The 22,507-nt window shown below is 71.8% G+C and carries 21 protein-coding genes, 2 tRNA genes and 1 pseudogene; 20 read left to right on the plus strand and 4 right to left on the minus strand.

Annotated features, from left to right (window positions below):
* The first annotated feature begins 3 nt into the window (after positions 1-3).
* The 7 genes from FH610_RS37040 (at position 4) to FH610_RS37070 (ending at position 9,340) form a co-directional block, all read left to right on the plus strand.
* Entirely contained in the window at positions 4-579 is a 576-nt protein-coding gene (locus tag FH610_RS37040) for a DUF1707 SHOCT-like domain-containing protein (protein ID WP_161628178.1), read from the plus strand.
* Positions 580-614: 35 nt separating this feature from the next.
* Positions 615-1,010, plus strand: coding sequence for a ribosomal maturation YjgA family protein (locus tag FH610_RS37045; RefSeq protein ID WP_139579898.1), 396 nt, complete (start codon positions 615-617; stop codon positions 1,008-1,010).
* A gap of 52 nt (positions 1,011-1,062) precedes the next feature.
* Entirely contained in the window at positions 1,063-4,182 is a 3,120-nt protein-coding gene (locus tag FH610_RS37050) for a glycosyl hydrolase 115 family protein (RefSeq protein ID WP_139579899.1), read from the plus strand.
* Between the two features lie 85 nt (positions 4,183-4,267).
* Complete coding sequence (pnuC, locus tag FH610_RS37055; RefSeq protein ID WP_240809417.1) at positions 4,268-4,951, plus strand: nicotinamide riboside transporter PnuC; 684 nt, start codon at positions 4,268-4,270, stop codon at positions 4,949-4,951.
* On the plus strand, positions 4,948-6,060 hold the full coding sequence (locus tag FH610_RS37060; RefSeq protein ID WP_139579900.1) for an AAA family ATPase: 1,113 nt from the start codon (positions 4,948-4,950) through the stop codon (positions 6,058-6,060). The genes pnuC and FH610_RS37060 overlap by 4 nt, the downstream gene beginning before the upstream one ends.
* A gap of 121 nt (positions 6,061-6,181) precedes the next feature.
* On the plus strand, positions 6,182-7,120 hold the full coding sequence (gene bla / locus FH610_RS37065; protein WP_139579901.1) for a class A beta-lactamase: 939 nt from the start codon (positions 6,182-6,184) through the stop codon (positions 7,118-7,120).
* A gap of 72 nt (positions 7,121-7,192) precedes the next feature.
* Positions 7,193-9,340, plus strand: coding sequence for a transglycosylase domain-containing protein (locus FH610_RS37070; protein WP_338104622.1), 2,148 nt, complete (start codon positions 7,193-7,195; stop codon positions 9,338-9,340).
* A gap of 10 nt (positions 9,341-9,350) precedes the next feature.
* On the opposite strand, the gene FH610_RS37075 is transcribed toward FH610_RS37070, so the two are convergent.
* Complete coding sequence (locus tag FH610_RS37075) at positions 9,351-9,692, minus strand: STAS domain-containing protein (protein ID WP_161628179.1); 342 nt, start codon at positions 9,690-9,692, stop codon at positions 9,351-9,353.
* 210 nt (positions 9,693-9,902) lie between these two features.
* On the opposite strand from FH610_RS37075, the gene FH610_RS37080 reads away from it, so the two are divergent.
* From FH610_RS37080 to FH610_RS37085, 3 genes and pseudogenes are all read left to right on the plus strand, one after another.
* Positions 9,903-10,430 (plus strand): C40 family peptidase, encoded by a 528-nt coding sequence (locus FH610_RS37080; RefSeq protein ID WP_139579903.1) that lies wholly within the window; start codon positions 9,903-9,905, stop codon positions 10,428-10,430.
* A 20-nt stretch (positions 10,431-10,450) separates the two neighbouring features.
* Positions 10,451-11,557, plus strand: a pseudogene (locus FH610_RS44885) (BTAD domain-containing putative transcriptional regulator); the annotation flags it as partial.
* Between the two features lie 37 nt (positions 11,558-11,594).
* Positions 11,595-13,751: an ATP-binding protein gene (locus FH610_RS37085; RefSeq protein ID WP_240809418.1), complete on the plus strand. Its 2,157-nt coding sequence runs from the start codon at positions 11,595-11,597 to the stop codon at positions 13,749-13,751.
* Here the strand turns inward: FH610_RS37085 and FH610_RS37090 are convergent.
* Complete coding sequence (locus tag FH610_RS37090) at positions 13,732-14,352, minus strand: hemerythrin domain-containing protein (RefSeq protein ID WP_139579904.1); 621 nt, start codon at positions 14,350-14,352, stop codon at positions 13,732-13,734. The two genes, FH610_RS37085 and FH610_RS37090, sit on opposite strands and share 20 nt — an antisense overlap.
* Positions 14,353-14,497: 145 nt before the next feature.
* Here FH610_RS37090 and FH610_RS37095 point away from each other — a divergent pair, with 145 nt between their 5' ends.
* From FH610_RS37095 to FH610_RS37140, 10 genes are all read left to right on the plus strand, one after another.
* Positions 14,498-14,707: a transposase gene (locus FH610_RS37095; protein WP_139579905.1), complete on the plus strand. Its 210-nt coding sequence runs from the start codon at positions 14,498-14,500 to the stop codon at positions 14,705-14,707.
* A gap of 59 nt (positions 14,708-14,766) precedes the next feature.
* Positions 14,767-15,198: a hypothetical protein gene (locus FH610_RS37100; protein WP_139579906.1), complete on the plus strand. Its 432-nt coding sequence runs from the start codon at positions 14,767-14,769 to the stop codon at positions 15,196-15,198.
* Positions 15,199-15,290: 92 nt separating this feature from the next.
* A tRNA-Thr gene (locus FH610_RS37105) sits at positions 15,291-15,363 on the plus strand.
* Between the two features lie 179 nt (positions 15,364-15,542).
* A tRNA-Met gene (locus tag FH610_RS37110) sits at positions 15,543-15,616 on the plus strand.
* 80 nt (positions 15,617-15,696) lie between these two features.
* A complete protein-coding gene (gene rpmG, locus FH610_RS37115) occupies positions 15,697-15,861 on the plus strand; it encodes a 50S ribosomal protein L33 (protein ID WP_030510782.1) in 165 nt (54 codons plus the stop codon).
* Between the two features lie 149 nt (positions 15,862-16,010).
* A complete protein-coding gene (locus FH610_RS37120) occupies positions 16,011-16,460 on the plus strand; it encodes a MaoC family dehydratase N-terminal domain-containing protein (protein WP_139579907.1) in 450 nt (149 codons plus the stop codon).
* Between the two features lie 2 nt (positions 16,461-16,462).
* Positions 16,463-16,891: a MaoC family dehydratase gene (locus tag FH610_RS37125; RefSeq protein WP_139579908.1), complete on the plus strand. Its 429-nt coding sequence runs from the start codon at positions 16,463-16,465 to the stop codon at positions 16,889-16,891.
* Between the two features lie 70 nt (positions 16,892-16,961).
* Positions 16,962-17,315, plus strand: coding sequence for a hypothetical protein (locus FH610_RS37130; RefSeq protein ID WP_139579909.1), 354 nt, complete (start codon positions 16,962-16,964; stop codon positions 17,313-17,315).
* Between the two features lie 40 nt (positions 17,316-17,355).
* A complete protein-coding gene (locus FH610_RS37135) occupies positions 17,356-18,420 on the plus strand; it encodes a UDP-N-acetylmuramate dehydrogenase (protein ID WP_139579910.1) in 1,065 nt (354 codons plus the stop codon).
* Between the two features lie 213 nt (positions 18,421-18,633).
* Positions 18,634-19,203: a TMEM165/GDT1 family protein gene (locus FH610_RS37140; protein ID WP_139579911.1), complete on the plus strand. Its 570-nt coding sequence runs from the start codon at positions 18,634-18,636 to the stop codon at positions 19,201-19,203.
* A gap of 11 nt (positions 19,204-19,214) precedes the next feature.
* Here FH610_RS37140 and FH610_RS45395 read toward each other — a convergent pair whose 3' ends face one another.
* Together FH610_RS45395 and FH610_RS43385 are read right to left on the minus strand one after the other, a co-directional pair.
* Positions 19,215-22,079 carry a helix-turn-helix transcriptional regulator gene (locus FH610_RS45395; protein ID WP_276607730.1) on the minus strand — a complete coding sequence of 955 codons (2,865 nt, stop codon included), beginning with the start codon at positions 22,077-22,079 and terminating at the stop codon, positions 19,215-19,217.
* 132 nt (positions 22,080-22,211) lie between these two features.
* Positions 22,212-22,379 (minus strand): hypothetical protein, encoded by a 168-nt coding sequence (locus FH610_RS43385; RefSeq protein ID WP_167538819.1) that lies wholly within the window; start codon positions 22,377-22,379, stop codon positions 22,212-22,214.
* Positions 22,380-22,507 lie beyond the last annotated feature (128 nt).

The following is a 22,507-nucleotide window of genomic DNA, read 5'->3' on the forward strand; positions in this document are numbered from 1 at the left end:
GTCGTGAGCGACCAGGCGGAATTGCGCGCCGGAGACCGGGACAGGGACCGTGTCGCCGAGAGGCTGCGCGCCGCCGTCGGCGAGGGCCGCATCACCCTCGACGAGCTGACCGAACGGCTCGACCGCGTGTACACCGCGCGCACGTACGGCGAGCTGGACTCCCTGGTCGCGGACCTGCCCCTGACCCCGGCGGGGGACAGGCGGCCGGAGCCGGCGGACGACTTGCTGCTGTTCACCCGGGGCATGCGTGCGGTCAGGAAGACCGGACGCTGGAGGGTGCCGCCGCGCATCACGCTCGACTGCACCTGGCGGACGGCCGTGGTGGACTTCCGGCACGCGGACTGCCCGCACCGCGAGATCGACATGACCGTCCGGTGCGACTCGATGTTCGGGGACGTCATCATCCGGGTTCCGATCGGCTGGCGGGTCGTCGCCGACGAGGTGACCTCCGGCGGGTGGATCCGGCCCAACCGCGTCCACAACGCCTCTCCCGTGCCGCCCGACCCGGACGGCGTCGTGCTGCGGTTGTCCGGGCACATCGGCGGCGACATCTGGGTGCGCTACCACCGAATCCCCTGACGATCGAAACCACGGATTCCCGATAGGGTGCCCGGATGCCGCATCGCCGACTCGCCGCGCTGGCCGCCGCCGTGGTGGTCGTGGGCGCCGGTCTGGCGGTCCGGGCGCTGCCGCCGGGCGCGGTCGCCAAGTACGCGGGCGACCTCCTCTACACCCTTCTCGTGTACGCGCTGGTCGTCGTGGCCGCGCCGCGCGCCCGGCCGTCGGCGGTGGCGGCCGTGGCGCTCGGGGTGAGCTGGCTGGTCGAGTTCGCCCAGCTCACCGGAGTGCCGGCCGCGCTGTCGGCGCACAGCACGCTGGCGCGGCTGGTGCTCGGCACGACGTTCAACGCCCCCGACCTGTTCTGGTACGCGGTGGGCGCCGCCGTCGGATACGCCATTCAATCGGCTTCGCGCGAGATGACCATTGACCGCTTCTGTGGTGAAAGCTAACATCCGTTTACTCGAAAATTTCGGAGCCGAATAGAAAGTTTCTGATCGCGTGATGAGCAGGTTCGCCGGGCCACAACTCCTGGGCGTGTCCCTCTCGCCGGCGGCCGTCACCGCGAACCCGTCCGGGCCGACACCTCACCATGACGACGTACGGGCCGGCTCCTACATCGCCTTCACGCCGGGCGCCGGGCGGTTCCCTCTCGTCGCGCAGGGCAGGGCGGCCCCGATCGTCGTCAGCGCGAGCGACTTCCCCGGCGTCACCCGGGTCGTGGGCGACCTGCAGGCCGACGTGGAACGGGTCACCGGAGTGAGGCCCGCGGTCTTCACCGACACCGTGCCGAAGACCGGCGAGATGGTGCTGGTCGGCACGATCGGGAAGAGCCCGCTCATCGACGGTCTGATCAAGGCGGGCAAGCTCGACGTACGCGGCATCGCGGGCAAGTGGGAGACGTCCCTGGAGCAGGTCGTGCGGAACCCGCTGCCGGGCGTGCGCCGCGCGTTCGTCATCGCGGGCAGCGACCAGCGGGGCACGATCTACGGCGCCTACGACGTGTCGAGGGAGATCGGCGTCTCGCCCTGGTACTGGTGGGACGACGTCCCGGCCCGCCACCACGACGCGCTGTACGTCCTGCCGGGGCGGCACAGCCAGGGCACGCCGAAGGTCAGGTACCGCGGCTTCTTCATCAACGACGAGAACCCCGCGCTCGGCACCTGGGCGCCGAAGTTCTTCGGCCCGGGCCTCGCCCCCGGCTACGAGGGCGGCTTCACCGGCAGGTTCTACGCCAGGGTCTTCGAGGTCATGCTCCGCCTCAAGGCCAACTATCTGTGGCCGGCCGTGTGGGGCCGGGCGTTCGCCGAGGACGACCCGGACAACCACACGATGGCCAGTCGGTACGGCGTCGTCATGGGCACCTCGCACGAGGCGCCGATGATGCGCGGCATCGAGGAGTGGAACCGGCACGCCGCGGCCGCCGTACGCGACGGCCGGGGGAACATCGTCGCCCCCGGCCACGACCCGTACGGCGGGACCGGCGAGTGGAGCTTCCGCCGCAACGGCGAGGCGATCGAGAAGTACTGGGCCGACGGCATCCGCCGGATGAGGGAGCAGGGCTTCGAGGGCGTGGTCACGCTCGGCATGCGCGGCAACGGCGACGTCGGCCTGCCCGACGGCGACGGCATCGACCTCATGAAGAGCATCCTGGCCGCGCAGCGGGACATCCTCGCGCAGGAGAGCGGGGCGGACATCACGACGATCCCGCAGGTCCAGACCCTCTACAAGGAGGTCCAGCGCTACTGGGACCAGGGCCTGCGCCCGCCGGACGACGTGACGGTCGTCTTCTGCGACGACAACTGGGGCAACCTGCGCAAGCTGCCCGACCGGTCGCTGCCGGAGCGGTCCGGCGGCTACGGCATCTACTACCACTTCGACTACGTCGGCGCCGGGCGCAACTACAAGTGGGTCGACACGGCCAACCTGGCCAACACCTGGGAGCAGCTCAACCTCGCCTACACCTACGGCGTGGACCGGCTGTGGGTGGCGAACGCCGGCGACATGAAGAACCAGGAGCTTCCGCTCCAGTTCTTCCTCGACTACGCCTGGGACCCCGGCCGTTGGCCGCTGGAGCGGCTCGGCGAGTGGCGGCGCGCCTACGCCGCGCAGAACTTCGGCCCGGAAGCGGCCGGTGACATCGCCGAGGTCCTCGACGAGTACGGCCGGCTGCAGTCGCGGCGCAAGCCGGAGCTGCTCAACCGGAAGATCACCGTCGATCCGGCCAAGGACCTCGCCACCGACTCCTCCGCCGTCGTCGACGACGACCGGGCGACGCCGTTCAGCCTCACGGCCTACCAGGAGATGGACCGGGTCACGGCGGAGTGGCAGCGGCTCGCGGCGAAGGCCGAAAAGATCCGCGAGGCCCTGCCTGCGGGCTACGACGACGCCTTCTACCAGCTCGTCTACTACGGGGTGAAGGCGAGCGCCAACCTGTACGAGCTGCGCAGGGCGCAGTTCACCAACCTGCTGTACGCCCGGCAGGGGAGGGCGGCGACCAACCGGATGGCCGACCTCGCGCAGGCCGGGTTCGACGAGGACCAGGCCATGTCGGCGTACTACAACGAGACGCTCGCGGGCGGGAAGTGGAACGGCTTCCAGACCCAGCCCAAGATCGGCTACGGGGACGTCGAGCGATATGGCCCGAACGCGCCCTGGCAGCAGCCCGAGCTGAACGACGTGGCGCTGCCCGACGCCCTCTATCCGCACCTCAAGAGAATCGAGGTGCCCCAGGCGGCCGACATGGGCGTCGCGATCGACGGCTCGGACGCGTGGTGGCCCGCGGAGACGTCACCGGCCGTGCTGCCGGCGTTCAGCCCCTACCAGACCGCGCCGGGGCAGTACATCGAGGTGTTCAACCGGGGCGCGACGCCCTTCGACTACTCGATCACGCCGTCCGCGCCGTGGGTGAGCGTCACGCCCGCCGCCGGGAGGGTGTCCGACCAGGTGCGCGCGGACGTGCGCGTCGACTGGTCCCGCGCGCCGAAGGGCACGTCCGAGGTGCCGATCACGGTGACGGGCCCGTCGGGCGCGCGGGTGGTGGTCAAGGCCCTGATACAGAAGCCCGGCCTGCGGGTGAAAGGCTTCGTCGAGGCCGGCGGGTACGTCGCGATCGAGGCCGCCCACTACACGCGGGCCGTGGACGCCGCCGGGGCCGGGTGGAAGGTCGTCCCCGGCATCGGCCGCACCGGTGACGGGGTCATCCCGTGGCCCGTCACCGCCGCGAGCCGCGCTCCCGGCGGCGACGGCGCGCGCCTGGAGTACACGATGACGTTGACGGGCGGCGGGCCGGTGAAGGTCTCGGCGTATCTGTCCCCGCGCAACAACGTGCTGCCGGCCGAGGGCCTGCGCTACGCCGTCTCGATCGACGACGGCGCGCCGCAGGTGGTGGACATCACCGAGGCCACCGGAGCCGACGACACCACGATGAACGCGCAGTGGGCGCGCAACACCTCCGACAACGCGAACGTGACCACGACGACCCACACGATCAGCGGACCGGGTGTGCACACGCTGAAGTTCTGGATGGTCGACCCGACCGTGGTCGTGCAGCGGTTCGTGGTGGACACCGGCGGCGTGATCCCGAGCTACCTCGGCCCGCCGGAGAGTCACCACGTCAGGTGACCCCCCGATGACCGAGGCGGCCCCCGTTTTACCGGCACGGGGGCCGCCTCTCTGTTCCTGATCGCGATCCCTTGTTATCGTCACCTTGACGATTAAGGAGGTCGTGGTGGCGCTGACCGATCTGCTGGGGCCCCTCCTGGAGCCCGCCATCACCCTGGGCGGCGTGTCGACGAGCTGGGCCGAGTTGCTCGGGTTCGCGACAGGGGCGCTCACCGTCTGGCTGGTGGTCCGCCAGCACATCTGGAACTGGCCGATCGGCGTCGCGAACGTCGTCCTGCTCGGTCTCGTCTTCCTGGCCGTGGGCCTGTACGCCGACGCGGCCCTGCAGATCGTCTACGTGCTCCTCGGCCTGTACGGCTGGTGGCAGTGGCTGTACGGCGGGGCCGGGCGGACCACGCTCACGGTCACCAGGACCGGCCGCGCGGAGTGGGGATGGCTCGTGCTCGCGGGCGCCGCGGTGACCGCGCTGCTCACCGCCGCACTGGCGACCTGGACCAACTCGGCCGTCCCGTTCTGGGACGCCCTGACGACCGCGCTGTCGCTCATGGCGACCTACGGCCAGTGCCGCAAGCGGGTGGAGTCGTGGTGGCTGTGGATCGCGGTCGACCTGGTCTACATCCCCCTCTACGCGTACAAGGACCTCTATCTCACCAGCGTGCTCTACGTGCTGTTCCTCGCGCTGTGCGTGGCCGGACTGCTCGCCTGGCGGCGCGACTCCGCCGCCCGGCCCGCTCCCGCCCCTGACGGTGACGCGGCGGTGACGCGATGAGCGCCCGATACGCGCACGGGCTGGTGATCGGCAAGTTCTACCCTCCGCACGCCGGCCACCACCACCTCGTCGACACCGCCGCCGAGCAGTGCGCGCTGGTCACGGTGGTCGTCGCCGCCAGCAGCGTGGAGAGCGTCCCGCTCGCCCTCCGTGCGGCGTGGCTGCGCGAGGCGCACCCGCAGCCCCACGTGGTGGTGGCGCCCGTGGTGGACGACATCGAGATCGACTACGACGACCCGGAGATCTGGGCCGCGCACGTCGAGGTCTTCCGGCACGCGCTGGCGCTGGCCCACGGCGGCCTCGCGCCGGACGTCGACGCCGTCTTCTCCTCCGAGGCGTACGGGCCCGAGCTGGCCCGCAGGTTCGGCGGCGCGCACGTGGCGGTCGATCCGGACAGGATCCGCTATCCGGTCAGCGGGACGATGGTCCGCGACGATCCGGTGGCCGCGTGGCCCTGGCTGAGCCCGGCCGTGCGCGCCCACCTCGCCTGGCGGGTGGTCGTCGTCGGGGCCGAGTCCACCGGCACCACCACGCTCGCCCGCGCGCTGGCCGCGCACTACGCCGCGCGCGGCGGAGTCTGGGCGGCGACCCGGTGGGTGCCCGAGTACGGCAGGACGTACTGCGAGGAGAAGCTCGCGGCGGCCCGCCGGGCGGCCAAGGCCGCGGGGGCGCAGGAACCGTGGCTGGACGACCTGGAGTGGGAGCCGGAGGAGTTCACGCTGATCGCCCACCGGCAGCTCGACTGGGAGGAGGCGGCGGCGCGGACGGGGTCGCCGGTGCTGTTCTGCGACACCGACGCGCTCGCCACCGCGCTGTGGCACGAGCGCTATCTCGGCACGGTGAGTCCCGAGGTCCTGCGGGTCCACGAACGGGCCCGGCACGACCTGTGGATCCACACGTCCGTGGACGGCGTGCCGTTCGAGCAGGACGGCTGGCGCGACGGCGAGCACGTGCGGCACGGCATGGACCGCCGCCTGCGCGCGGAGCTGGCCGATCGCGGGCTCCCGCACGTCGTCGTCTCCGGGCCGCCCGAGGAGCGGCTGGCCGCCGCCGTGCGGGCCGTCGACGATCTCGTCGCGGCCGGTCGCCGGTTCGCCTCGCCGTTATGAGCTGGGTCGATACGAGAACTCATATCGATCGAGGGTCCATATGAATATTGGACATGTTCTGAACACTTTGCTTTGCTCCTGCGTCTAACGCCCCTGTGACGGACGAGAGCAAGGACATGCCATGCCACGGACACTGCCGGTTACGCTGAAAGCCGCCACGATCACGGTCTCCCTCCTGGCCGGCGCCGTTCCCGCGACCACCGCCACCGCCGCCACCGCCACCGCCACCACCATCGCCACAGCCGCCGCCGCGCCCCGGACGGACGTGGCCGCCGCGCTGCGCGCGCTGGAGACGTCGTTCAAGGGCCGCATCGGCGCGTACGCGATCGACACGGCGACCGGGAAGACGATCGGCTATCGGGCGGGCGAGCGGTTCGCGCTGGCGTCCACCTTCAAGGCGGTGGCCGCGGGCGCGGTGCTGGCCCGGACGACCGACCGGGAGCTGACGCGGAAGGTCGTCCATTGGACGGCCGGCGAGGTGAAGCCGAACTCGCCGGAGACCGGCAAGCACGTGAAGGACGGCATGACCCTGGCCGAGCTGTGCCGGGCGGCGATCATCTACAGCGACAACACCGCGGGGAACATGCTGCTGAAGCGGATCGGCGGGCCGCAGGGCCTCACCCGCTACTTCCGCACGCTCAAGGACCCGGTGTCCCGGCTGGACCGCTGGGAGACCGAGCTCAACGACTGGTCGCCCAAGGAGAAGCGCGACACCACCACGCCCGCGGCCGTCGCCCGCGACCTGAGGGCGCTCACGACCGGCGACGCGCTCGGCGCGAAGGACCGATCCCGGCTGATCGGGTGGCTGCGCGACAACACGACCGGGGACGCGCGCATCCGCGCCGGGCTGCCCACGACGTGGATCGTCGGCGACAAGACCGGCACCGGCGGCACGTACGGCACCGCCAACGACATCGCCGTCGTCTGGCCGGCCAAGGACGCCGCCCCGATCGTCATGGCGATCTACACCAACCGCCGGGCGGCCGACGGCGCCACCGACGACAAGGTGATCGCCCAGACGGCGACCGTGCTCGCGCGCGGCCTCGGTCGGCTCTCGTAAATACCGCGTTATGGGGCCGACCGCGCTTTACGGCCCCATAACCTTGTCTATAGCCATTTGGGGGAGGATCCTGTGAACGCCACGGGGAAGGTGCTGCGTCTGGCCGCCATGGGAGCGGCGGCGGGCGTGCTGGTCGCGGGGATCGCGCTGCCGGCGGTGGGAGGCGCGGGCGTCGGGCTGGTGTCGGCCGTTGAAGACGTGGGCCTCCAGCCCCGGGACCTCGCCGAGCCTCCGCTTGCGCAGGTGTCGGTCGTGCAGGACGTGAAGGGCCACGAGATCGCCCGGTTCTGGGAGCAGTACCGCGAGGTCGTCCCGCTCGACCAGATCGCGGACATCATGAAGACGGCCATCATCTCGATCGAGGACTACCGGTTCTACGAGCACGGCCCGATCGACATCGAGGGCACCCTCCGCGCTCTGGCGAAGAACCTGCAGTCGGGCGGGGTGGCCCAGGGCGGCTCCTCCATCACCCAGCAGTACGTCAAGCAGGTGCTGCTCAACGCCGCCCAGACCGAGGCGGAGAAGAACAAGGCACTGGAGGCGAGCTACGCCCGCAAGCTCAACGAGCTGCGCTACGCGATGGGCGTGGAGAAGAAGTACTCCAAGGACCAGATCCTGGAGAAGTACCTCAACATCGCCTACTTCGGCGCGGGCGCGTACGGCGTCGAGGCGGCGGCCAAGCGGTTCTTCGGGGTCAGCGCGAGCGAGCTGACGCTGCCGCAGGCGGCGACGCTGGCGGGTGCCGTGCAGGACCCCAACGCCACCGACCCCAACCTGGGCAAGACCAGCCGCGACCGCCTGCTGAAGCGGCGCAACGTCGTGCTCGACCGGATGGCCGAGCTGGGCAAGATCACCAAGGCTCAGGCGGCCGAGGCGAAGAAGGCCAGGCTCGGCTACAAGGGGACCCCGCTGCCCGGCGGCTGCGAGTCGAGCAGGTATCCGTACTTCTGCGTCTACGTGCGCAACGAGATCCTCAGCAATCCCGACTTCGGCAAGACGGCCAAGCAGCGCCTGGCGTTCCTCAACCGCGGCGGCCTGACCATCAAGACCACGATCGACCCCGCGATGCAGGCCGCCGCCGGCAAGGCGATCAGGAAGTGGGTCCACCCGTCCGACGACCCCGTGGCCGCCGAGGCGCTGGTCCAGCCCGGCACCGGGGCGATCAAGGCGATGGCCGCGAGCCGTCCGTACGGGACGCGCAAGAGCAGGAACGAGATGTCCTACAACCTCGTGGCCGACGCCGCGCACGGCGGCGGCATCGGCTTCCAGGCCGGCTCGACCTTCAAGACGTTCACCCTGCTCACCGCGCTGAAGCAGGGCATGAAGATCAGCGACGGGTTCAGCGCGGGCGCCGGCTACACCGCGCCGGCCTACGCGACGTTCAAGAACTGCGCGGGCAAGCCCATCGGCGACCCGGGCCATACGGTCACCAACGACGAGGGGTCGCCCGGCTGGCTGACCCTGCAGACCGGCACCTGGCACTCGGTCAACACGTTCTTCATGATGCTGGAGCAGCGGGTCGGGCTCTGCGAGGTGATCAAGACGGCCAAGTCGCTGGGCATCCACCGCTCCGACGGCAACCCGCTCAGTGAGTTCGAGACGTTCACGCTCGGCATCAACGAGATGGACCCCGTGACCGTCGCCAACGCGTACGCCGCGATCGGCGCGCGCGGCAAGTACTGCGCGCCGATGGCGATCACGCAGATCACCGAAAGCACCGGAAAGACCACCGACTTCGCGCCCAAGTGCCGTCAGGCCCTCGACCCCGAGGTGGCGGACGCGGCGGCGCACGTGCTGACCGGTGTCCTGACCAAGGGCACGATGGCGGCCGTCGGCGGCATCGGGCGCGACGCGGCGGGCAAGACCGGGACCAACGACGAGTCCTCCTCCGCCTGGTTCGCCGGGTTCACCCCCGACCTCGCCGGCGCGGTCAGCCTCGGCGACCCCCGTGGCACGTCGAAGTACAAGCTGAACGGCGTGACGATCGGCGGTCGTTACTACGGCTCGGTGTTCGGCGCCAGCGTTCCCGGGCCGATCTGGAAGGACACCATGCTGAGCGCGCTGCGCGGCGTGCCGCCGACGAAGTTCGCGCCGGTCGATGGCGAACGGTTCGGCGGCTGCGGCGACAGTTGCCGGGGCCTGGTGTCCGTGACGCCTCCGACGGGGGGCGGTGGTCCGACGGGAGGCGGCGACTCTCCGGTCACGGTCCTGCCCAACTGATCCTGCCCGATCAGCCGGAGTCGTCCAGCGCGTCGGCCGTGTCGAGGACGCGGAACAGCCGGGTCAGGTTCGTCCAGCGGAGGATCCGCAGCACCTGGCCGGCCGGCGCGATGAGGGCGAGGTCGCCGTTCCTGTCGCGCAGGGCGTGCACCAGGCGCACGAGCAGCCCCACGCCCGTGGTGTCGATGAACCGCACCTCGCTGAGGTCGATGGCCAGCCACGGGCCGTGGGCCTCGATCTGGGTGAGCAGCGGCTCGCGCAGGTGCCGCACCGCGTGGAGATCCAGCTCTCCGCGCAGCCCGAGCACCCACCAGCGGGTGGGGGCCGGGGGTTGTGCCGTCCACGTCTCCACGGTGGTTCCCTTCGCTCTCCTTGGCGCCGGGGACCACCGGGGGAGCGGGACGGGGAGGTCCGGGGCGACCGGCGAAGCGCTTCGATCGACGCGCCGAGTGACCGTACGAGCTGAGCCGTACTCAGGGTAACAATCCCCCTCCGGTGCGTCGATCAGGTGAGGCAAAGCTTCCATGGTCAGGAAAGAGACGAGTGGCTATTGTCACGATCCATGGGGGTTAACCGCGCGCTCAGGCGTCGACTGGTTCTGATCGGGGGAATCGTCGCGCTGGCCGCCGCGGGATCCGCGCCGCTCAACGAGGAGCTGTCCAGGGCCGTCGCCGTCGCGTACGCCGCCCAGGGGGCTCTGCCGTACTCGTGGGGTGGGGGACACGCGACGCGGCCGGGGCCGTCGAAGGGGACCTGCCGGGGGTACAGCGGCTCGGTCATGCCCTGTCCGGCGAGCCGGACGCGCGGCTTCGACTGCTCGGGGTTCACCCGATGGGTGTACGACCTGGCGTTCGGCGACGACGTGCTCGGTCCAGGCAACACCGACGATCACATCGGTCGGCTGAGCCGGGTCGGCGTGCCGCAACCCGGCGACCTGGTCTTCTACGGCAGGCGCGGCAGAACCCACCACGTCGGGGTGTATGTCGGAGGCGGCAAGATGATCAACGCGTTCGCCACCGGGACGCGCATCCGCATGGACGACGTGTCCGTGCTGGATGACCTGCTCGGTTACTACCACTACCGAACCTGATCCCTATGCTTGCCGCCGTTATGGTGAAAGTGCGGGTTTTGGGGCGAATCACGGCGGAGGTCGACGGGCGCCCCGCGGACCTCGGGACCTCGCTCCAGCGCGCCGTGCTGGCCCGGCTGGTCTGCGCCCAGGGACACGTGGTGTCGACCGACCGGTTCGTCGACGACCTGTGGAGGGGCCAGCCTCCGCCGCGCGCGCTGGGCGCGCTCCAGGTCTACGTCTCCAATCTCCGGCGGGCACTGGAGCCGGGCCGCGCCCCCCGCGCCGCCGCCCGCGTGCTGGTCAGCGCCCCACCCGGCTATCGGCTGGCGCTGGAGCCCGGCGACGTGGACGCCTGGCGCCTCCCCCGGCTGGTCGAGTCCGCCGCCGGCCTGCTCAACGAGGGGCGGCACGCGCGGGCGCTCGAGGTCGTGGACGAGGCGCTGGCGCTGTGGACCGGCCAGGCGTACGCGGAGTTCGGCGAGGAGGAGTGGGCCGTCCCCGAGGTGGTCCACCTGGACGAGCTCCGGGCGGTCGCGGTGGAGTATCGCGCCGAGGCCGGGCTCGCACTCGGCCGCCACGCCGAGGTCGTCCCCGAGCTGGAGCGTCACCTCACCGCCCATCCCCTGCGCGAGAACGCCGTACGGCTGCTCGCGCTCGCCTACTACCGGGCCGGGCGGCAGGGGGAGGCGCTGGCGGTCCTGCGCAGGACGCGCGACCTGCTCGCCGACCAGCTCGGCGTCGATCCCGGGCCCGCCCTGCGCGCGCTGGAGGCGGACATCCTCGCGCAGGCCGAGTCGCTCGACGCGACCCCCGTGGTCCGGGCGGCCTCTGCGCGCGTGGTCCCCGCCCCGCCGCCCGCCCAGGAACCCGTCCAGGAGCCCGTCCGCATGGTCGGCCGTACGGCCGAGCTGTCCCGGCTGGCCGCCGCGGCGGAGCGGGCCCGGGCCGGTTTCCGCATCGCCTGGCTCGGCGGCGAGGCGGGCTCGGGCAAGAGCACCCTGGCCGACGCGCTCGTGCGACGCCTGGCGGCCGGCGGCTGGCAGACCGTGGTCGGGCGCTGCCCCGAGACGACCGGCGGCGTGCCGCCCGCGTGGGCGTGGAGCGAGGTGCTGCGAGAGCTGTCCGCCCGAACCCGGGACCGCGGCCCGGCTGGCGCCCCTGCTGACCGACGACGCCGCGCCCGTGGGCCAGTTCTGGCTGGCGCGGGCGGCCGGCGACTATCTGGAGGGCGTGCCGGGACCGCTGCTGATCGTGCTGGAGGACGTGCACCGGGCCGACGAGGAGACCCTCCAGCTCCTGCGCCACCTCGCCGGCCGCCTGGCGCGGACGCCGGTCCTCGTCCTGCTGACACACCGGCCGGCCGAGGCCGGCGACGACCTGACGGCCACCGGGGCGGCGCTCGCCGTGCAGGCGGTGGAGAACATCACCCTGGGCGGCCTCGGCGAACGCGAGGTGGCCAGGCTGCTCGCCGAACGTTCCGGCACGGAGGTCGACGAGGCCACGGTGCGCACGGTCACCGAGCGGAGCGGCGGCAACCCGCTGTTCGTGACCGAGACGGCTCGGCTGCTCGCGGTGGACGGCCCGTCGGCGGCCCACGCGCTGCCGCCCGGCGTGCGCGACCTCATCCGCAGGCGTCTCGCCCGGCTGCCCGCGACGGCCCAGACGACGTTGCGCAACGCCGCGGTTCTCGGCCGGGAGGCCGACGCGGACGTGCTGATCGCCATGCCGGGAGCCGACGAGGAGACCGTGCTCGACGGCCTGGAGGCGGGCGTGCTGTCCGGCCTGCTGGAGGAGCCGCGCCCCGGCCGCGTCCGGTTCGCCCACGTGCTCGTCCGCGAGACGCTGTACGAGGACATCCCGCGGCTGCGCCGTACGCGGATGCACGGCAAGGTCCTGGCGGCGCTCGAGCGGGTCCGCCCCGGCGACGTGGGGGCGCTCGGGCACCACGCGCTCGCCGCCGCGACCACCGCGACCGCCCTCACGGCGGCCGAGTACGCGGCGCGGGCCGCCGGGCAGGCGACCGCCCTGTACGCGCACAAGGAGGCGGCGGCGCTGCTGGAGGGCGCGCTCGGCGCACTCGACCTGGTGAGTGGAGGGGCCGGCGACGCGTCCCGGGACGTCCGCCTCGACCTCCTGTGCCGCCTGGTGTCCGCGCAGTCGCACGCGGGCGACGTGATCACTGCGGTGCGCAACCGGACGAAGGCGCTCGCGGTGGCCCGCCAGATGGGGGATCGCGGCGCGGTGGCGCGGGCGGTGTCATCGCTCGACGCGCCGGTCATCTGGACCATCCAGCCCGACCGCGCGCTCGACGCCGATCTCGTCGGGGCGATCGAGGAGTCGCTGCCCGCGGAGGCAGGGGAGCTGCGCTGCCGGATGCTCGTCGCCCTCTGCCACGCGCTCGAAGGACACGACGCGGAGCGCATCGAGGCGGCGAGTGCGGAGGCGCTGGCGATCGCGGACGCCCTCGGCGACCTTCGCCTGCGGTGCATGGCGCTCAACGGCCGCTACTGGGTCTGCCTGACCCCGGACAGGCGGGACGACCTGGAGACGCTCGGGCACGATCTGCTGGCCGCCTCGGCCGCCGCCGGGCTCCTCGGCTACCAGACGCTCGGCCACTTCTCGCTGCTCATGGTCGCGCTCAGCCGCAACGACTGGACCACGGCCCGCCGGCACGCCGACAAGGCCATGGAGCTGTCGACGAGTGGCCAGCTCGGCCTGGCCCTCGGCATCCTCGCCTTCCTCGACGCCCTTCACCTGCTGGTCAGGGGGGAGTTCGAGCGGGCCGAGAGCGTCTACACGCAGCTCGGGGAGCGGCTGGCCAGCACCGGTGACGCCAACGGCGCGATGGTGGGGACGGTCGGCCGCTTCGTGGTCAAGCTGGCCGCGGGGCGGGTCCACGAGTCGGTGGAGGAGCTCGCCGCTCTGTGGGAACGCCTGCCGCAGGACGCGGGCGAGCTGTACACGCGGGCGCTCGCCGGGGCCGGCCGCCTGGAGGAGGCCCGCGTGGTGTGGGCCTCCGCGCGCGTCCCCCGCCAGGACTACTACTGGCTCGTGTTCATGTCCCTGCGTGCGGACAACGCGATCGCGCTCGGCCATCGAGGGGCGGCCGAGGAGTGCTACCGCCTGCTGCTGTCGTCCGACGGCGAGCTGGCCGGCCTGCACTCGGGCTCGGTCACGCTCGGGCCGGTCGCGCACACGCTCGGCGACCTCGCGGCGTTCCTGGGCCGGCCCGGCGACGCCGAGGCCCACTACATGCGGGCCGCCGAGGTCGCCCGGCAGGTCGGCTCCCCGCATTGGGAGGAGGCCGCCCGCCGGGCGCTCACGCGGCACCGAAGATGAGCCGCTCGCGGCGGAGGTGGGCGCGGCGCATCAGCGCCAGCATGACGACCAGGACCGGCCCGGCCAGCTTGCGCAGCTCCGCCAGCTCCTCCGGCCGCGCGTGCTGCTCGATCCTGGGCAGCTCGAAGCGCACGTCGCCGCCCTTGCGGACGTGCTGCTCCATCACCTCCCAGTCCTTGCCGGAGACGTGCCGCATGATGATCGGGAAGATCGTGCGCTCCTCCTCCTGGATGTGCTCGTCGAGCAGGTCGGCCAGCCGGCGCAGCGGCTTGGCCAGCTCGGCCGGGTCGCCCGCGACCGCCTGGATCTCCTCAAGCAGCGGGTCGAGCTCGGAGTGGTCCTCGCTCAGCTCGCTCAGGTCGATCTCGGCGCCCGCCGAGCGGACGAGCAGCGGCCACAGGTGGTCGTCCTCCGCCTTGTGGTGGTGGTGGATGCCGCGGCACAGCTTGGTCGCATACTCGCGGATGGCGGCGGCGCGATCCGGGCCGCACGGCTGTCGGCCCGCGGCGATCTCGGCGGTGACGTCGGCCAGGCGCCGGGAGTCGGTGCGCATCGCCCGGTGCGCGATGCGGAAGCCCAGCAGGTTGGGGGTGTCGGACATCGGAAGACCCTTCGTGAACGTGGGGAACGGTGGTGCGTCACGCTCACTGTGCGGCCCCGCACTTGGGGTCGATTAAGACCCTACTTAAGACGATTCCCATGGGACGGGAGATAGACGTGGGGAGAAGCCGATAGCTTGTTCCCCTATGGACAGCCGATGGGTGGGACCGGACGGATACGAGATCGTCCCCGCGTACCGCCGCGACCGCCAGGTGCTGCGGGTGCGGCGCAACGGTCAGGTGGTCGCCGACTGTCTCTCGGTCGAGGAGGTCGCCCGGTATGTCGACCTCGCCGACCTCTGCGAGGTGATCCCGCTGCCCGCCAGGGCCGGTGACGCCCGTACGGCCGTCAAATAGCCTGGTCACAGGCGTAACGGCGGCGGGCCCTGGGCACTCAGAGTGCCGAGGGGGAATCGATGCGCCTGCCTGTCCGTCTGCCTGTCTGTCTGCCTGTCACCGTCACCGTGCTCTGCGTCGCCGCCGGCGGCTGCGGGTCGGCGCCCACGGCCCAACCGGCCGAGACGCCGGTGTACGTGCTCAACCTCCAGAACTCCGAGCGGGGCAGGGCCGAGCAGCGGCCGGCGAACCTCGTGCTCTCGGAGTTCAGCACGATGAGCGGGGTCACCTGGCGGACCTGGGGGCCGACCCGGGCGACCGGCGCGGGCAGGCTCAGCGGCACGTGGTGCCTGCCCGAGTGCGCGGACGCGCCGTACGCCGCCACGGTGACGCTGAGCAGCGTGATCCCGGTCAAGGGCAAGGGGTACTTCAGCCGGTACGCGGTCACGGCCGACGTGCCCGTCCGGCACCGTCCCGAGGCCGATCTGTCCGGGGTGCTGCCGACGCCCTGAACCGCGCGCCGGAGGGAGATTCGAATTCGCGCGCACCGCCGTGGCCGTGTATGGTTACACCTGTCCGCAGCGCGAGAGCGGCAGGCGGACCCGCCCCTATAGCTCAGTCGGCAGAGCGTCTCCATGGTAAGGAGAAGGTCAACGGTTCGATTCCGTTTGGGGGCTCTAGCCGGAAAGTCCTATCCAAGCAGTGTTTCTGACTGAGCGCTGCAGGGTGGGGCTTTCGGCTTGGTGGGGATGCCTCATCCTCGCCGAAAGACCGATCTTGATCATGGCTGATCCCGATGCGCGAATAGCCGTACAGGTCGGGTATCCTTGCGTGGCCGGATCCAGTTTCCGGCCGAGGCGGAGTAGCTCAGTCAGGCAGAGCAAGCGGCTCATAATCGCTGTGTCGCCGGTTCAAGTCCGGCCTCCGCTACTACCCTCCCGGGTCACCTGCATAAGGCGATCCCGGTGTGGGTTTGTCCAGTAGTCCCGAACGCAGAAAGGCACTCCCACGTGGCTGCCGCAGACGTTAGGCCGAAGATCACGTTGGCCTGCCAGGAGTGCAAGCACCGCAACTACATCACGCGGAAGAACCGGCGCAACGACCCGGATCGGCTTGAGCTGAAGAAGTACTGCCCCAACTGCAAGACGCACCGGGCGCACCGCGAGACCCGCTAGACCACGGACCGGACCGCACGCACTTCCGACACCGGCGTTCCCTAGGGGGGCGCCGGTTTGTCGTGTCCGGAGCGGTGCGGGCCGGTGTCCGCCGGCGTGGGTCTGTTACCGTACGGCCTACCCAGCTCATCTCTAAGGAGCCCGGCCCGATGCCTTTGAACCGCGATTTCGTCGGGCGGACGTACGAGTCGTCCGCGCCCTACGAGGTCAGCCGCGTGAAGATCAGCGAGTTCGCCACCGCGATCGGCGACTCCAATCCGATCTACCACGACAGGCGGGCCGCCGTGGCGGCCGGGCACCCGGACGTCGTCGCGCCGCCCACGTTCCCCATCGTGTTCAGCCTCTTCGGGACCGGTGACGCGCTCGCCGACCCCGACCTCGGGCTCAACTTCGCGATGGTCGTGCACGGCGAGCAGAGGTTCGAGTACGAGCGGCCCATTCACGCGGGCGACGAGCTGGTGTGCACCTCGACCGTCGCGGAGATCCGCAGCGTCGGCCGCAACGAGTTCCTGACCCTGCGCAGCGACGTCTCGACCACCTCGGGTGAGCTGGTCTGCCGGACGTACAACATCATCGTGGAGCGGGGAGGGGCGGCCTGATCATGGCGGCGACGGTCAAGTACGACGAGGTGGAGACCGGCCAGGAGATCCCGGCCGCCGAATACCGGGTCCGCCGGGTGGACCTGGTGAGGTACGCCGGCGCCTCGGGCGACTTCAACCCCATCCACTGGAACGAGCGGCACGCGAAGGCGGTCGGCCTGCCCGACGTCATCGCGCACGGCATGTACACGATGGCGCAGGGCGGCCGGTTCGTGACGGACTGGGCGGGCGACCCCGGCGCGGTGGTGGAGTACGGCGTCCGGTTCTCCTCCATGGTCGTGGTGCCGGACGACGACAACGGCGCGACGATCACGATCAGCGGTGTCGTCGAGGACAAGCGCGAGGACAAGCGCGTCGTCGTGGCGCTGACCGCGAGGTCCGGCGACGCCCGCGTCCTGTCCAAGGCCCGCGCGGTGGTCCAGCTCTCCTGAGCGCCGTCTCCTGGCCGGCCTTCCCCGACCGGCCGGATTGGCCGTGGCGGTGCCGGGTAGCGGTCGGATCGTGAACGAGCGAGACATCGAAGCGAAGAACGAGCCGGTCACCACCCAGCGGGAGCACGGCGACGTCGCCGGCGTCGCCGCGGAGACCCAGGACCCCGGCAAGGCCGGCGACGCCCACGGCGGCGCGTTGCCGCGCCCGCGGGCGGAGAACGCCAGGGAGGCCGCCGGAGCCGCGGGCCCGGAAGAGATCACCGAGGTCAAGCGGGACGTCGCTCCCGGCGGGACGATCGAGACCGCGCTGACCCCCTCGGGCGAGCCGTCGGTGGTCGCCTCCCAGCTCCTGTGGGACGGCAGTTCGGCCACGTCGAGGGTCGACGAGTCGATCGCCGAGGCGGAGCGCGAGGACCGCGGATAGCTATCCTGTTCGTCGGGATGTTCCGGGTGCGAGGAGACCGATGGCTGACCGGTTGGCAGGGGTGCCGCTCGCCCCGTACACCACGCTGCGGACGGGCGGACCGGCCCGGGCGTTCACGCAGGCGCGGACGCAGGACGAGCTGGTCGCGATCGTGGCCGAGGCCGACCATGAGGGCGAGCCCGTGCTGGTGCTCGGCGGCGGCAGCAACCTCGTGGTCTCCGACGGCGGGTTCGACGGGCTCGTGGTGCGCGTCGCCACCCGGGGCGTCGACGTGACGGCCCCGAATTCAGTGGCAGGGGACGGGCGCGCGCTGGTCACCGTGCAGGCGGGGGAGGACTGGGACGCCCTGGTCGCCCGCTGCGTGGCCGAGGGCTGGTCGGGGGTCGAGTGCCTGTCGGGCATACCCGGGCTGGTGGGCTCCACCCCGATCCAGAACGTCGGCGCGTACGGGCAGGACGTCTCGCAGACCGTCGCCGCGGTCCGCGTGTACGACCGGGCGACCGGCGAGGTGGGGGACCTCACGGCGGCCGAGTGCGGCTTCGCCTACCGGCACAGCGCGTTCAAGCACGACCCCGGCCGGCACATGGTGCTGGCCGTCACCTACGCCCTGGAGCGCTCGCCGCTGTCGGGGCCCGTGGCCTACAAGGAGCTGGCCGCGCGGCTCGGCGTGGAGATCGGCGCGCGGGTGCCGCTGGCCGACGCGCGGGAGGCGGTGCTGGAGCTGCGGCGGGGCAAGGGCATGGTGCTCGACCCCGACGACCCGGACACGCGCAGCGCGGGGTCCTTCTTCACCAACCCCGTGCTCGGCCCGGAGGAGGCGGCGGCCCTGGCTCTGCGGGCCCCCGGCCACCCGCGCTGGGACATGCCCGACGGCACGGTCAAGATCCCGGCGGCGTGGCTGATCGAGAACGCCGGGTTCCCCAAGGGCTACGAGAAGGGCCGGGTCCGCATCTCGACCAAGCACACGCTGGCCCTCACCAACCCCTCCGGCGAGGCGGGCGCGGCCGAACTGCTGGCACTGGCCCGCGAGGTGCGCGACGGCGTGCACGAGAAGTTCGGGGTGTGGCTCGTCAACGAGCCCGTGCTGGTGGGAGTAAGCCTTTAGCTCGGTTAAACTGGGACGACACCGAAGGGGAGTAGTCCGAAATCCACTGATCGACACACTGGCGGTTCGTCCGCCCGGTCGTGGAGCCCTCGTGGCGGACGAGACCTTCGGCCCGACAGTCATGATCACATGCTGCCGGGCCGAAGTCGTGCCCGAACTCCCTGGGTGTCGTACGGCGGCCCGGTCGCATCTCCCCTGTAGGAAGGCGACCCCGTGCAAGCCCTCTGGATCTCCCTCGTCGTCATCTTCGTGGCCGAGCTGGGCGACAAGAGCCAGCTCATGGCCCTGACGTTCGCGACCCGGTTCAAGACGGGGCCGGTGCTGGCCGGCATCACCGCCGCGACCGCGCTCGTCCACCTCGTCAGCGTCGGCGTCGGCAGGGTCGTCGGCGACGCCCTCCCCACCACCGCCATCTCGATCGTCGCGGGCCTCGCGTTCCTCGCCTTCGCGGCGTGGACGCTGCGCGGCGACGAGCTCACCGAGGAGGAGAAGGGCAAGGCGGCCCGGACCACCCGCAACGCGTTCATCGCCGTCGCCGTGGCGTTCTTCCTCAGCGAGCTGGGCGACAAGACCATGCTCGCCACCATCACGCTGGCCACCCAGCACGGCTGGTTCGGCACGTGGGTCGGCTCGACCGTGGGCATGGTCGCCGCCGACGCGCTGGCCATCCTGGTCGGCCGGTTCCTCGGCTCGCGCCTGCCCGAGAAGTGGATCAAGTATGGCGCGGCCGCCGCGTTCGCCGTCTTCGGCGTGCTGCTGCTGGCCGAGCCTCTGATCGCCTGACCCTCGTTCGCCTAATCGAGGAGAGACAGGCGGTGGGCCGCGGCGGCCGCCTCGCCCCGGGTCGACACGCCCAGCTTGGGCAGGATGTTCGACACGTGCACGCTGACGGTCTTGGCCGAGATGAACAGCTCGGCCGCGATGTCCCGGTTGCTGCGCCCGGCCGCGACCAGGCGCAGCACCTCCAGCTCGCGGGGAGTCAGGTCGGCCTGCCGTACGGGCTCGGACGGCGTGGCGTCGGAGAGAGGAGAGCCGACGCGGCGGGCCAGCGTCTCGATCTGGGTGACCAGGGGGGTGGCGCGCAGCGCGACCGCGAGCGGGCAGGCCTCACGCAGACGTGCCGAGGCCCCCTCGCGGTCGCCGCTCGCGGCGGCCGCCACGGCGCCGTGCAGCAGCGCCTTGGCCCGGACGTGCGGACGGCCCAGCCGCTGCCACGCCTCGGCCGCCGCGTCGAACTCGCCCCGGTAGACCAGCCCGAACGCCTCGTTCACCGGCCCGTCGCCCAGGTTGACGGCCAGACGGTCGCCCAGCTCCCGCACACGGGCCACCCGGTCGGGGGCGACCGGAGCCGCCGCGTCGCAGACGTACCGGACCGAGGCGAGCAGCCGCCCGGCGAGCATGGCCTTGCGGGCCAGCGGCGGGTCGTCGAGCGCCGCCTCCAGCACGTCGAGGGCCGCCAGCGGCTCGCCGCGCAGCAGGTGCCACGCGAGACGCAGGCGGGCGTTGTTCGTCCACTCCTGCGTCTGCTCGTCCCGGTGTGGGGAGAAGGCGCCGACCTCGGTGAGGATGTCCTGTGCCAGGTCCTCCTCGCCGCGCGCGATCGCGATGTCCGCGCGGACCCGCAACATGTGCCACCGGTTGCGCAGGGTCGGTCCCATCGTCAGGGACCGCTCGATGATCTCGACGGCCTCGTCCCACCGGCCGAGCGACTCCAGCGCCTCCGCCCGGTTGTTGGCGATGAACGTGCCCTGGTGGCGGAACCTGCCGTACCGCCGGGCGAGCTTCTCACCCTCCAGCGCGAGCGCCACGGCCTCCCCCGAGCGGCCGAGGTTGTCGAGAGCGTCGACGTTGTTCGCCAGGGCGCGCAGGATGATGCGGGGCGAGTTCAGGCGGGTGCCCATCGCCAGCGCCTGCTCGTTGAGCGCGAACGTGGTCTCCAGGTCGCCGTTGATGGAGTGGCCGAGCGCGAGGTTGATCAGGAGGTCGGCCTCCTGCACCTCGTCGCCCATCTCGCGGGCGATGCGCAGCGCCTCCTCGGTGAGCGCGGTCCCCTCGGCGACCCCGTCGGCGCACATCAGCCCCTGGCCCAGCCGGGTCAGCACGAGCGCGCGGACGTCGCCAGGCTGCGGGACCAGCCGCTCGGCGCGCCACAGGTACTCCAGACTTCCCGGCTTGCCCTTGTGCGCCTTGACGTTGGCCATGCGGACCAGCAGTTCGGCCACCCGCTCGGGGGAGGTCCGCTCGTCCAGCTCGGCCAGCGCGCCGCGCACGTACTTCTGGCTCTGCTCCATCTCGCCGCTGAGGAAGGCCGCCTCCGAGGCCCGCTCCAGCACCGTGCAGTGATCGTGGCCGATGCGCTCGGCGGCGTCCGGGACCTTGTCCCACAGCGTCAGCACGCGTTCGAGGAGCTGGATCTGCTCGGTGTAGGCGAACGACTTGGCCGCCTTCTCGGCCGCCTCCCAGGCCGAGATCAGCGCCCACAGGTCGTCACGGGCGGAGTACCAGTGGTGGGCGATCTCGATGGCCGCCCGGCCCGGGGGCACCAGGGTGCGGTCGCGGTCGATCTCTTCGGCGTACCGCGCGTGCATCCGCGCGTGCTCGCCGGGCAGCAGCTCATCGTGGACCGCCTCGCGGATCAGGGCGTGCCGGAACGCGTACGCCCCGCCGTCGGCCACCTGCAGCACGTTGGCCGCGATGGCCGGCCGCAGCGCGTTCTCCAGGTCCACGTCGGACAGGCCGCTGACCGCCGCGAGCAGGTCGTGCCCGACGCGTACGCCACCGGCCGCGGCGATCCGGAGCACCCGCTGGCTCTCCTCGGGCAGCCGCTCCACCGAGCCGATGATCAGGTCGTGCAGCGAGTCGGGGAACGAGCAGTCGTCGCCGCAGTCGAGCAGCGCCTCCACGAACAGCGGGATGCCGCCGCTGCGGTCGAAGACCCGGTCCACCTTGGCGAACTCGGGGGTCACCCCGAGGATCCCGGCCATCTGCGCGGCGACCTCGCCCTGGGTGAAGCGGGGCAGGTCCACCCGCACCACGCCGTCGACCCGCCCCAGCTCGGCCAGCACCGGCCGCAGGGGATGGGTGCGGTGCAACTCGTCCGAGCGGTACGTCATGACCATCAGGACGGGAGCCGACTTGAGGTTGCGGCTGAGGAAGGCGATGAGGTCCCGGCTGGAGCGGTCGGCCCAGTGGATGTCCTCGATGACGAGCACCACCGGCCGCCGCTCGGCGAGGCGCTCGAGCAGGGCGAGGATCAGCTCGAACAGCCGGGCGCGGGCCGACTCGGTCTCCCCGTCGCCACTCGGCTCGCCGAACTCGGGCAGCAGCCTGGCCAGGTCGCGGGCGGCGCCGTCGGGCAACAGGGCGGCGACCTCGGCCGCGCCGCACTCCCGGACCAGCTGCCGCAGCGCGGCGGTGAACGGCGCGTAGGCCAGGCCCTCGGCGGACAGCTCCACGCAGCCCCCGACGAGCACGTGGGCGCCGTCCTGCGCGGCCTGCTCGGCGAACCGGCCGGCGAGGCGGGTCTTCCCCACGCCCGCCTCGCCGCCGATGAGCACCGCCGCGGTGGCCTGCTTGCGGGCCTGGTCGTAGGCCTCGCTCAGGGTTTCCAGCTCCGCGCCCCGCCCGACGAAAACGGGGCTCACCGCCCGGCGTGTCATGTCGTCAAGCATGTCATGACCCTTTGCGTGGCTTCGCCTGGTTTTCCGGTCAGACCTATGTGGCCGGTGGGGCTTACGGCGGCTGAAAGGCCCGGCCGGGAGGGAGGGTCCGGCCGGGCCTTCGTACGCGTTTCATGAGGTGCGGAGCTTGCCGAAGGCCGCACGCAGCCGGCGCTGGCCGGAGCGCTGCTGAGCCTTCCTGCCGGCCTGCGCCTGGCGGGCGCGGCGGTGGTCGGCGGCCTCCTCCTGAAGCTCGGCCGCGCGGCTGATCATTACCTGGTACTGCAGTTCGGGACCCATCTCGGTGTCTCCTTGTTCGGGCTCTCTTTCCGTACTCCTCAAGGTTCGGTCTAAGGCGTGGTGCGGCACATCGGGCGGATGCCCTATCTCTGCACGGCTCTGCGGCGTAGGACTCTGAGGAGACTCCT

The sequence above is a fragment of the Microbispora catharanthi genome, assembly GCF_006334915.2.
Lineage (GTDB): Bacteria > Actinomycetota > Actinomycetes > Streptosporangiales > Streptosporangiaceae > Microbispora > Microbispora catharanthi.

Excerpts from the sequence above, each read along its gene's own strand:
- FH610_RS37095 (WP_139579905.1), top strand. The coding sequence starts at position 14,498 with ATGGACAGCCGATGGGTGGGACCGGACGGATACGAGATCGTCCCCGCG.
- FH610_RS37120 (WP_139579907.1), top strand. The coding sequence starts at position 16,011 with ATGCCTTTGAACCGCGATTTCGTCGGGCGGACGTACGAGTCGTCCGCG.
- FH610_RS37045 (WP_139579898.1), top strand. The coding sequence starts at position 615 with ATGCCGCATCGCCGACTCGCCGCGCTGGCCGCCGCCGTGGTGGTCGTG.
- FH610_RS37060 (WP_139579900.1), top strand. The coding sequence starts at position 4,948 with ATGAGCGCCCGATACGCGCACGGGCTGGTGATCGGCAAGTTCTACCCT.
- FH610_RS37080 (WP_139579903.1), top strand. The coding sequence starts at position 9,903 with ATGGGGGTTAACCGCGCGCTCAGGCGTCGACTGGTTCTGATCGGGGGA.
- FH610_RS37050 (WP_139579899.1), top strand. The coding sequence starts at position 1,063 with ATGAGCAGGTTCGCCGGGCCACAACTCCTGGGCGTGTCCCTCTCGCCG.
- FH610_RS43385 (WP_167538819.1), bottom strand. The coding sequence starts at position 22,379 with ATGGGTCCCGAACTGCAGTACCAGGTAATGATCAGCCGCGCGGCCGAG.
- bla (WP_139579901.1), top strand. The coding sequence starts at position 6,182 with ATGCCACGGACACTGCCGGTTACGCTGAAAGCCGCCACGATCACGGTC.
- FH610_RS37090 (WP_139579904.1), bottom strand. The coding sequence starts at position 14,352 with ATGTCCGACACCCCCAACCTGCTGGGCTTCCGCATCGCGCACCGGGCG.
- FH610_RS37100 (WP_139579906.1), top strand. The coding sequence starts at position 14,767 with ATGCGCCTGCCTGTCCGTCTGCCTGTCTGTCTGCCTGTCACCGTCACC.
- FH610_RS45395 (WP_276607730.1), bottom strand. The coding sequence starts at position 22,079 with ATGACACGCCGGGCGGTGAGCCCCGTTTTCGTCGGGCGGGGCGCGGAG.
- FH610_RS37135 (WP_139579910.1), top strand. The coding sequence starts at position 17,356 with ATGGCTGACCGGTTGGCAGGGGTGCCGCTCGCCCCGTACACCACGCTG.
- FH610_RS37125 (WP_139579908.1), top strand. The coding sequence starts at position 16,463 with ATGGCGGCGACGGTCAAGTACGACGAGGTGGAGACCGGCCAGGAGATC.